We start from the raw sequence: 11,079 nt of genomic DNA on the forward strand, positions 1-11,079 counted from the left end.
GCCGCCGCACGTGAGGGACACACGAGAGAGCCGGCTGCTCCTGGTGCTGCTGATCGCCACCGCGTTCGCTTTGATCACGGTGGACATCCGCGGCGGCGAGGAGTCACCGGTGGACGGCGCCCGGCAGGCCGCCGCAACGGTCTTCGGACCGGTCGAGAACGGCGTCGCGGCGGCGGTGGACCCGGTGGGCAACGCCATAGGAGCCGTACGGGACTCCGGCGACCGGCACGACCGGATCGCAGTCCTCGAACACGAGAACGCGGCGCTGAAGGCGAAACTGGGCAGCGACGACCGCAACCGCAGCCGGGTCCGTCAGCTCGACGCCATGATGAAGAACGCGGGCGCCGGGCAGTACGGCATCAAGGCCGCGGAGGTCATCGCCATAGGAGCGGCCCAGGGCTTCTCCTGGACGATCACCATCGACGCGGGGGCCAACGACGGTCTCAAGCGCGACATGACCGTCCTCAACGGTGAGGGACTGGTCGGCCGGGTCACCACCGTCGGACCGAACACCGCGACCGTTCTCCTCGCCAACGACCCCGACTTCACCGTCGGCACCCGGATGGAGAAGACCGACGAGCTCGGCTTCGCCACCGGCCAGGGCTCCCGGCCGCTCTCCGTACAGTTCCTCAACGGCAAGGCCAAGGTGAAGAACGGCGACCGTCTCGTCACCTTCGGGTCCAGCAAGGACAAGCCGTTCGTGCCCGGAGTCCCCGTCGGCGAAGTGGTCCGCGTCGACCCGTCCGGCGGTGCGCTCACCCGGACGGTCTATGTGAAGCCGTACGTCGGCTTCACCAAGCTCGACATCGTCGGAGTCGTCGTCCAGGCGCCGCGCGAGGACCCCCGCGACCTGGTCCTGCCCAAGCAGCCCAAGAAGCCCGAGAAGCCGAAGCCCACCCCGACGGTCACGGTCACCCTCCAGCCCAACGGCGACCTCGTCGACGGCAGCGGAAAGGTCGTCGGGAACGTCAACGAGACCGAGAAGCCCGAGGAGAACGGCGTCGCCGACCCGCCGGGCGACGCGAACCCCGCCGACAACGCTGACAACGCCGGCAACGCGGCAAACGACCAGGAGTAGAGCTGATCCCCATGCGACTCAACCGGACACTGCTCTCCGTCGCCCTGGTCGTGGTCGCCCTCGTCGTCCAGGTCTCCGTACTCGCCCGGCTCCAGCTCCCCGGCGCCGTCCCCGACCTGCTGCTGCTCGTCGTGGTCGCGCTCGCCCTCGTCTACGGACACGTCAGCGGCGCCCTCATCGGCTTCGGCGCGGGCCTCCTCGCCGACCTGGCGCCTCCGGCCGACCACGCCGCCGGGCGCTACGCCCTGGTGCTCTGCGTCATCGGCTACCTCGTGGGCCTGGCCAAGCCGGACAACGGGCAGCTCAAGTCGGCGTTCGTCCCGATGGCCGTCGTCGTCGCCGCGGCCGTCGGATCGACCTTGCTGTACGCGGGGGTCGGCGCCCTCGTCGGTGACACGGCCGCCCGCCATGTGGGCCTGGGCAGCCTGCTGTTCACCGCCGCGGTCTACGACCTGCTCCTCGCGCCGTTCACCGTGCCGCTGATCATGGCGCTCGCCAGACGTACCGAGAACGACCCGCTCGCCGAGAGTTCGAGCGGCGGCGACGTCGCCGCGGGCTGGCTCTCCTCGGGCACCGGGCTGCGGATCGGCAGCCAGAGGGGCGGGCTGCGCGTCAAGGCCGCCCGTAACCGCGCCGCACGCGCAGGAAGGATCAAGGGGGTCAAACGACTGTGAGGCCGGACCAGTACCTGTTCACCCACGGGGGCGCCGCGTGAGGCCGTTCTTCCCGGGGGACAACCCCCGAACCCCCGGCCGGACCACCCACGGGGGCGCCGCGTGAGCAACATTCCCGAGACGGGACGGACCCAGCGGGTCCAGATCCGCCTCATCGTCATTCAGGTCCTCGTCTTCTCCCTGCTGCTGACGCTCGGCGGCCGTCTCTGGTACCTCCAGATCCGCAACGGCCAGGAGTACACCGACGAGGCGAAGAACAACCACGTCCAGCAGGTCGTCCAGCCCGCCGTCCGCGGCGCCATCCTCGACGCGCGGGGCGTACCCCTCGCCGACAACGAGACCCGCCTCGTCGTCTCCGCCAGCCGCACCGAGCTGATGAAGGCGAAGGACGACGGCGTCGGTGTCCTCACCCGGCTCGCCGAAGTCCTGGACATGAAGCCCAAGGACGTCCTCGACAAGGTCCGGCTCTGCGACTCCAAGACCCCGCAGCCCTGCTGGAACGGCTCGCCCTACCAGCCCATCCCGGTGACGGACGAGGCCACCACGCAGCAGGCCCTCCAGATCCGTGAGCGCGCCGAGGACTTCCCCGGCATCACCGCCGAACCCACCGCCGTACGCCGCTACGCCGCGCCCGGCAAGGCCAACACCGCCCAGGTCCTCGGCTACCTCTCGCCGGTCACCGACGAAGAGATCACCAAGGCCCAGGACAGCGACTCCCCGTACCTCCGCTCCGACCAGGTCGGCCGCTCCGGCCTGGAGCGCACCTACGACAAGGAGCTCCGCGGCAAGGCCGGCGTCACCCGCTACGAGGTCGACAACCTCGGCCGCGTCATCGGCGAGGCGGAGAACGACAAGGCGGAGCCCGGCGCGAGCGTCGTCACCTCCATCGACGCGCGGGTCCAGGCCGTCGCCGAGTACGAGCTGAACAAGGCCATGGAGACGGCCCGCAAGGAGATGGACCGCAACACCAACGAGCTCTACAAGGCCGACTCCGGCGCCGTCGTCGTCATGGAGTCCAAGACCGGCCGCATCGTCTCGATGGCCTCCCTGCCCACCTACGACCCCAACGCCTGGGTCGGCGGCATCTCCGGCAAGGACTACGCGAAGCTCACCGGGAAGAACTCCAACTTCCCGCTGCTGAACCGCGCCATCCAGGGCCAGGCCGCCCCCGGATCCATCTTCAAGGTGGTCTCCTCGACCGCCGCGGTCAACGCCGGATACCCCTTCGACGGCAACTACCCCTGCCCCAGCTCGTACTCCATCGGCGGTCAGGTCTTCAAGAACTTCGAGTCCCAGGGCTACGGCAGCATCAGCCTCGGCCGCGCCCTCGAAGTCTCCTGCGACACCGTGTACTACGGCCTCGCGCACAAGGAGTGGCAGCGGGACGGCGGAACCCTGCCGAAGAAGAAGGCCAACGACTGGTTCTACAAGACGGCCCACCAGTTCGGTCTCGGCAAGGAGACCGGCATCGACCTCCCCAACGAGGTCACGGGCCGCGTCCCCGACCGCCAGTGGAAGGAGAACTTCTTCCGGCTCAACAAGGACGCCTGGTGCAAGCAGGGCAAGAAGAACGGCACGTACGTCGAGATCATCGCCTACGAGAACTGCCTCGAAGGCAACAAGATGCGCGCCGGTGACTCCGTCAACTACTCGATCGGCCAGGGAGACACCCTCGTCACCCCGATCCAGATGGCGACGATCTACGCGGCCATCTCCAACGGCGGCACGCTCTACAACCCGACCGTGGGCAAGGCCATCGTCAGCGGCGACGGCAAGACCGTCCAGGAGATCGCGCCGAAGGCGCACGGCAAGCTCCCCTTCAAGGGAGACACGCGCGACGAAATAGACGAAGCCCTCGCGGGTGTCGCGACCCGGGGCAGCGCCGCCTGGCGATTCGGCGGCTGGCCCCAGGACAAGATCCCGATGCACGCCAAGACGGGCACGGCCGAGGTCTACGGCAAGCAGACGACCTCCTGGTTCGCCACGTACACCGAGGACTACTCGATCGTCATGACGATCTCCCAGGGCGGTACGGGTTCCGGTGCCTCAGGACCCGCCGTGCGCAACATCTACAACGCGCTCTACGGCCTCGACGCCGCGGGCAAGCAGGACCCCAAGAAGGCACTCCTGCTCAAGCCGCAGAAGGACCTGCCCAAGATCCAGGCCGACGGCTCGATCGACGCACCGAAGATCAAGCCCTACGACCCGGACTCGCAGAAGCCCGTCGAAGAGGTACAGGCGGCGCTCGCCGGAGCCCCGGGAAGGCGCGACTGATGGCCGGCTTCTCCGTCTCCCGGTACGCCCCCGAGCGGTCCTCCTGGGCCCGGCTCACCGCCCGCGACTCCCTCGTACGGCGGCTCGACTGGCCGCTGCTCGGCTCGGCGATCGCGCTCTCCTTCATCGGCGCGCTGCTCGTCTGGTCGGCGACCCGCAACCGTGACTCGCTCACCCAGGGCGACCCGTATTTCTTCCTCTTCCGGCACGCGCTCAACACCGGTATCGGCGTCGCCCTGATGATCGGGACGATCTGGCTCGGCCACCGCACCCTGCGCGGCGCCGTCCCGATCCTCTACGGCCTCTCGGTCGTCCTGGTCCTGGCGGTCCTCAGCCCGCTCGGCGCCACCGTCAACGGTGCCCATGCCTGGATCAAGATCGGTGCGGGCTTCTCCCTCCAGCCCTCCGAGTTCACCAAGATCACGATCATTCTCGGCATGGCGATGCTGCTCGCCGCCCGCGTCGACGCGGGCGACCAGCTGCACCCCGACCACCGGACCGTCGCCAAATCGCTCGGCCTGGCGCTCATCCCGATAGCGATCGTCATGCTGATGCCCGACCTCGGCTCGGTCATGGTCATGGCCGTCATCGTCCTCGGGGTGCTCCTCGCCTCCGGCGCGTCCAACCGCTGGGTCTTCGGACTGCTCGGCGCGGGTACCGCCGGCGCCGTCTCGATCTGGCAGCTCGGGCTCCTCGACGACTACCAGATCGCCCGGTTCGCGGCCTTCGCCAACCCGGCACTCGACCCGGCCGGCGTCGGCTACAACACCAACCAGGCCCGCATCGCCATCGGCTCCGGCGGCCTCTCGGGGACCGGCCTCTTCAAGGGCTCCCAGACCACCGGCCAGTTCGTCCCCGAGCAGCAGACCGACTTCGTCTTCACCGTCGCGGGAGAGGAACTGGGCTTCCTCGGCGCAGGGCTGATCATCGTCCTGCTCGGCGTCGTCCTGTGGCGCGCCTGCCGGATCGCCCGCGAGACGACCGAGCTGTACGGCACGATCGTCGCCGCCGGGATCATCGCCTGGTTCGCCTTCCAGTCCTTCGAGAACATCGGAATGACGCTCGGCATCATGCCGGTGGCCGGACTTCCGCTGCCGTTCGTCTCGTACGGAGGATCATCGATGTTCGCCGTCTGGGTGGCGGTCGGACTGCTCCAGTCGATCAGGGTCCAGCGGCCGATAACCGCCTGAACCACGGCCGAGCGCCCGACGCCCCCTGCCCATCTGCGTACAACGCGTCTAGATTCGGTACATGGCGGACTCGAAGCGTGAGATCGAGCGGAAGTACGAAGCGACTCCCGACACCCGGCTGCCCGACCTGACCAAGGTGGCCGGGGTCTCGGCCGTCACCCACCACGGCGTCACCGAGCTCGACGCCGTCTACTACGACACCGCGGACTTCCGGCTCGCGGCCGACTCGCTCACCCTGCGGCGCAGGACCGGCGGGGCCGACGAGGGCTGGCACCTCAAGTTCCCCGTCTCCTCCGGAATCCGCGACGAGATCCGGGCCCCGCTCGCCGACACCCTGCCGCACAGCCTCGCCGGACTCCTCCGCTCCAGGGTCCGGGACGCGCAGGTGACCCCCGTCGTCCGGCTGCTCTCCGCCCGGGACGTCCACCACCTGGTCGCCGGGGACGGCACCTTCCTCGCCGAGCTGAGCGTCGACGAGGTCGTCGCCGAACGGCTCCTCGAACAGGGCGCCGGCGCCACCGCCGAGTGGACCGAGATCGAGGTCGAACTCGCGGACGACGGCGACCCGGTCTTCCTCGACGCCGTCGAGCGACGGCTGCGCAAGGCCGGGGTGAAGCCGTCCTCTTCCGCCTCCAAGCTGGCCAGGGCGCTCACGGAGACGGGGCCCCCGGAGAAACAGCACCCGCCGGAGAAGAAGCAGCGCAAGCAGCCGCCCCCCACAGCCGGCGACCACGTGCTCGACTACGTACGCGCCCAGATCGAGGCAGTCATCGCCTACGACCCCGCCGTGCGCCGCGACCTCCCCGACTCCGTGCACCAGATGCGCGTGGCCACCCGCCGGCTGCGCAGCGCCTTCAAGACGTACCGGAAGATCCTCGACCGGACGGTCACCGACCCCATCGGCGACGAGCTGAAATGGCTGGCCGCCGAGCTCGGCGTCGACCGTGACCAGGAAGTCCTCGACGCCCGCTTCCACGCCCTCACCGCCGCCCTGCCCCGCACCCTGCTCCTCGGCCCCGTGCGCAGCCGCCTGCGCCTCTGGTCGGTGGCCAGGCGCAGCGGCTCCAGGCGCCACATCGTGGCCGTACTCGACAGCAAGCGCTACCTGGCCCTCCTGGACACCCTCGACGCGCTCCTCGCCGCCCCGCCCCTGCTGCCGGCCGCCGCCCGCCCACCGCGGGACGCGCTGCCCCGCGCCGTACTCAAGGACTACGAACGCCTCGCCACCCGCATCGGCCACGCCCTGGACCAGCCCCCCGGCCACGACCGCGACCTGGCGATGCACGAGGCCCGCAAGGCGGCGAAGCGCGCACGGTACGCGGGCGAGGCGGCGAGGCCCGCGCTGGGCAAGCCCGCCAAGAGGTTCGCCAAACGGATGAAGGCCGTGCAGACGGTCCTGGGCGTCCACCAGGACAGCGTGGTCGCCCGCGACGCGCTGCGCGGTCTGGCGATCCAGGCGCACGCGGCGGGGGAGACCGCGTTCACCTGGGGACTCCTGTACGGAAAGGAGCAGGCGACCGCCGCCGAGCGGGAGCGGGAGCTGCCGGAGGTGTGGGCCAGGGCCGCGGAGCCGGAATTGCGGTCGGCGTTGAAGGGCTGAGCCCCGGGTTACGCTTGATGGTCACCCCTGCCAGCTCACGAAGGTCCCCAGATGTCTGCCGAGTCGGTCTTCCCACAGCTCGAAGCTCTGCTCCCGCATGTGCAGAAGCCCATCCAGTACGTCGGCGGTGAGCTCAACTCCACCGTCAAGCCGTGGGACGAATGCGACGTCCGCTGGGCCCTGATGTACCCGGACGCGTACGAGGTCGGGCTCCCCAACCAGGGCGTCATGATCCTGTACGAGGTGCTCAACGAGCGCGAAGGCGTCCTTGCCGAGCGCACGTACAGCGTCTGGCCGGACCTCGAAGAGCTGATGCGTGAGCACAAGGTGCCGCAGTTCACCGTGGACAGCCACCGGCCCGTCGGCGCCTTCGACGTCTTCGGGCTGAGCTTCTCCACCGAGCTCGGCTACACCAACATGCTCACCGCCCTGGACCTCGCCGGCATCCCGCTGGAGGCCAAGGACCGCGGCCTGGACGACCCGATCGTGCTCGCGGGCGGCCACGCGGCCTTCAACCCCGAGCCGATCGCGGAGTTCATCGACTGCGCGGTCATCGGCGACGGCGAACAGGCGGTCCTGGAGATCACCGAGATCGTCCGCGCCTGGAAGGCCGAGGGCCGCCCCGGCGGACGCGAAGAGGTGCTGTTCCGCCTCGCGAAGACCGGTGGCGTGTACGTCCCCCGCTTCTACGACGTCGAGTACCTCCCCGACGGCCGCATCGGCCGCGTCGTGCCCAACAAGTCGGGTGTGCCGTGGCGGGTTTCCAAGCACACCGTCATGGACCTCGACGAGTGGCCGTACCCGAAGCAGCCCCTCGTGCCCCTCGCCGAGACCGTCCACGAGCGGATGTCCGTCGAGATCTTCCGCGGCTGCACCCGCGGCTGCCGTTTCTGCCAGGCCGGCATGATCACGCGCCCCGTGCGGGAGCGAAGCATCACCGGCATCGGCGAAATGGTCGAGAAGGGCCTCAAGGCGACCGGCTTCGAGGAGGTCGGCCTGCTCTCGCTCTCCTCCGCGGACCACTCGGAGATCGGCGAGATCGCCAAGGGCCTCGCCGACCGGTACACCGAGGACAAGATCGGCCTCTCGCTGCCCTCGACCCGCGTCGACGCATTCAACGTCGACCTGGCCAACGAGCTGACCCGTAACGGCCGCCGCTCCGGTCTCACGTTCGCCCCCGAGGGCGGTTCCGAGCGTCTGCGCAAGGTCATCAACAAGATGGTCTCGGAGGAGGACCTGATCCGTACGGTCTCCACCGCGTACGGCAACGGCTGGCGCCAGGTGAAGCTGTACTTCATGTGCGGCCTGCCCACCGAGACCGACGAGGACGTCCTCCAGATCGGCGACATGGCGGTCAAGGTGATCGCCAAGGGCCGCGAGGTGTCCGGGCAGAACGACATCCGCTGCACCGTCTCCATCGGCGGCTTCGTGCCCAAGCCGCACACCCCGTTCCAGTGGGCCCCGCAGCTCAGCGCCGAGGAGACCGACGCCCGGCTGAAGAAGCTCCGGGACAAGATCCGCGACGACAAGAAGTACGGCCGCTCGATCGGCTTCCGCTACCACGACGGCAAGCCCGGCATCGTCGAGGGACTTCTCTCCCGCGGCGACCGCCGGGTCGGCTCAGTCATCCGCGCCGTCTACGAGGCCGGCGGCCGTTTCGACGGCTGGCGCGAGCACTTCAGCTACGACCTGTGGATGAAGAGCGCCGAGAAGACGCTGCCCGACTTCGGCGTGGACGTCGACTGGTACACCACCCGGGAGCGTACGTACGAGGAGGTCCTGCCCTGGGACCACCTGGACTCCGGCCTCGACAAGGACTGGCTCTGGGAGGACTGGCAGGACTCGCTCGACGAGACCGAGGTCGAGGACTGCCGCTGGACGCCGTGCTTCGACTGCGGTGTGTGCCCCCAGATGGACACGAGTATCCAGATCGGCCCGACGGGCAAGAAGCTGCTGCCGCTCACGGTCGTGAAGTAGCGCCGCAGGCTCTGTCCGAGTGACAGGTCAGTGACGAAGGCCCGGTCCGGGAAACCCTGGACCGGGCCTTTGCGTCATCTCCGGCATGGACCCGGAATCGCAGCCCAGCCCGTACGGCAAGCACCAGGCGCCCGCGCGGTACGAACCTGGCGAGGGCTGTCTGACCACCCTCATCAGGATTCCGGTACGGATCGTGGTGCTGGTGCTCGTCCTTCCCGTACGCATGGTCTGGGACGTCCTCGTCGCCGGTGGCCGCGCCGCCCACCGCATCCTTCTGCGCCCGCTGGGGCGGGCATTGGGCCGGCTGTACGCGTCCGTCCTCACTCCGCTCGGCCACGCGCTGCTTCGGCTCGCGAAAGCCCTCTTCGTATGGCCCTTCGTCGGGCTGTGGCGCTACGTCGTCGTCCCCGTGGTCCGCTACGGCATCGTCGTCCCGCTGGTGTGGCTGTACGAAGCCGTCCTCACCCCCATCGGGCACGGACTGGCCTGGCTGCACCGCACGCTGCTCGCACCGGCCGGACGCGGTATCGCCACCGTGCTCGGCTGGGTTCTGACAGCGCTGTTCGTCTGGCCGGTGGCCGGAGTGTGGCGCTACATCCTGACCCCGCTCGCACTCGCCGCCGTCTGGCTGGTGTCGAACCTGATCGTGCTCCCGCTGGCCTGGGTGTACCGGCAGCTGCTGACCCCGATCGGCCACGGCATCGTGTGGCTGACCGAGCTGCTGGCGCGGGGCGTCGCCGCCGTTGGCATCGGTCTCCGGACCGCTTTTCTCTGGCTGCTCATGACGCTGCTCGTCGCCCCCGTCGCCTGGGTGTACCGCCGGATTCTCGCCCCGGTCGGCCGCGAGATCGTCGCCGCGCTCGGCGTGGCCTGGCGGATCGCCGGCTTCATCTCGCGCGCCGTGGGCCGCGCCCTGGCCTGGCTGGCCTGGCATCTGATCGGCGCGCCGGTGACCTGGGCGTATCGCACGGTGTGCACTCCGGTCGGCCATTTCGTACGGGATCAGGTCCTGGCTCCCGCCCGGCGTGCGGCCGTGGAGGCGGGACGCACGGCGCGAAGCGCTCTGCGCACGGCGCGCGAAACCGTGCGCCAGGCCCGCCGTGACGCGTGGAGGGCGCTGGTCGGAGAGCCGCGGGTGGCCGAGCCCCGGGAACTCAATGGGTCCGCTGCGCGTAGGCTGGGTAGTGAGCACCATGCAACGACTGACCCCAGCGCGGCGCCCGCACCCGAGATCTCCCCGCTTGCAGAAGGAACCCTCAAGCGGGGGTGAGCCGGAGCGGACACCCCGGGGCACCCCATACTTCGTGGGCGGTACGCCACCGCGTCCGCCCCGCACCTAGGAGAAGAACCACTGGGCAAGCGACAGCCCGAAGGCCCGCCGCCCGCACCGGCAGTGCAGCGCATCCGACTGCGCTATACGAAGCGGGGCCGCCTCCGGTTCACCAGCCACCGAGACTTCCAGCGTGCCTTCGAGCGGGCGCTGCGCCGCTCCGAGGTGCCCATGGCCTACTCGGCGGGCTTCACCCCCCACCCGAAGGTCTCCTACGCCAATGCCGCACCCACCGGCACCGGCAGCGAGGCCGAATTCCTGGAGATCGCCCTCACCGAGGCGCGTGACCCGGACACCCTGCGCGAGCTGCTCAACGAGTCGCTGCCGGACGGCCTCGACATCACCGACGCGGTGGAGGCCCGTACGTCAGGTCTCGCCGACCGGCTGACCGCCTCCGTATGGGAGATGCGCCTCGACGGTGTGGCCGTCGAGGACGCGGCGAAGGCCGTTACCGCCTTCATGGGTGCCGAGACCGTCGAGGTCCAGCGCCGCGCGAAGAACGGCATGCGCACCTTCGACGCCCGCGCCGCCGTCGCCGACCTGCAGGCTCTTGATCCACTGGCTGATAGGCCCGGGGACAAGCCCTGTGCGATACTGCGGCTGGTTGTTCGGCACGTGACACCTGCCGTGCGACCCGACGACGTCCTGTCCGGTCTCCGCGTTGTGGCCGACCTCGCGCCGCCGGTTGCCGCAGCGGTGACCAGGCTGGCGCAGGGGCTCTTCGACGAGGAGTCCGGCACGGTGACCGACCCGCTCGCGCCCGACCGCGAGGCAGCCCCGACCGCTTCTTCAGCGGTCGCCCCGGCCGCCGTCGCGACGGCGCCGGAAGGTGCAGGTTCCGCGTAAGGCGGTCGTTGTAGCGCAGCCCTTGGACTCGGGAGCCACCTGGGTCGGGCCGCGAACTGACCAGAAGACTTTCGCCAGGCCGTACGCATACCGCGTACGGAACCGGCGAG

The 11,079-nt window shown here is 69.7% G+C and carries 8 protein-coding genes; all 8 read left to right on the forward strand.

Features of this window, described 5'->3' with window-relative positions:
• The first annotated feature begins 10 nt into the window (after window positions 1-10).
• The 8 genes from mreC to ACWGO0_RS20035 all read left to right on the forward strand — a co-directional run bounded on the left by mreC (window position 11) and on the right by ACWGO0_RS20035 (window position 10,969).
• Window positions 11-1,078 carry a rod shape-determining protein MreC gene (mreC, locus tag ACWGO0_RS20000; RefSeq protein WP_453536341.1) on the forward strand — a complete coding sequence of 356 codons (1,068 nt, stop codon included), beginning with the start codon at window positions 11-13 and terminating at the stop codon, window positions 1,076-1,078.
• An 11-nt stretch (window positions 1,079-1,089) separates the two neighbouring features.
• Entirely contained in the window at window positions 1,090-1,752 is a 663-nt protein-coding gene (gene mreD / locus ACWGO0_RS20005; protein WP_453536344.1) for a rod shape-determining protein MreD, read from the forward strand.
• A 102-nt stretch (window positions 1,753-1,854) separates the two neighbouring features.
• Window positions 1,855-4,026 carry a penicillin-binding protein 2 gene (gene mrdA / locus ACWGO0_RS20010; protein WP_453536347.1) on the forward strand — a complete coding sequence of 724 codons (2,172 nt, stop codon included), beginning with the start codon at window positions 1,855-1,857 and terminating at the stop codon, window positions 4,024-4,026.
• On the forward strand, window positions 4,026-5,216 hold the full coding sequence (rodA, locus tag ACWGO0_RS20015) for a rod shape-determining protein RodA (protein WP_453536349.1): 1,191 nt from the start codon (window positions 4,026-4,028) through the stop codon (window positions 5,214-5,216). The genes mrdA and rodA overlap by 1 nt, the downstream gene beginning before the upstream one ends.
• A 61-nt stretch (window positions 5,217-5,277) precedes the next feature.
• A complete protein-coding gene (locus tag ACWGO0_RS20020) occupies window positions 5,278-6,816 on the forward strand; it encodes a CYTH and CHAD domain-containing protein (RefSeq protein WP_453536352.1) in 1,539 nt (512 codons plus the stop codon).
• Window positions 6,817-6,867: 51 nt separating this feature from the next.
• A complete protein-coding gene (locus tag ACWGO0_RS20025) occupies window positions 6,868-8,793 on the forward strand; it encodes a TIGR03960 family B12-binding radical SAM protein (protein WP_453536355.1) in 1,926 nt (641 codons plus the stop codon).
• Window positions 8,794-8,878: 85 nt separating this feature from the next.
• A complete protein-coding gene (locus ACWGO0_RS20030; protein WP_453536357.1) occupies window positions 8,879-10,063 on the forward strand; it encodes a hypothetical protein in 1,185 nt (394 codons plus the stop codon).
• A 123-nt stretch (window positions 10,064-10,186) separates the two neighbouring features.
• On the forward strand, window positions 10,187-10,969 hold the full coding sequence (locus tag ACWGO0_RS20035; protein WP_453536360.1) for a TIGR03936 family radical SAM-associated protein: 783 nt from the start codon (window positions 10,187-10,189) through the stop codon (window positions 10,967-10,969).
• The last annotated feature ends 110 nt before the right edge of the window (window positions 10,970-11,079 follow it).

This window comes from Streptomyces sp. NPDC055749 (assembly GCF_053617235.1).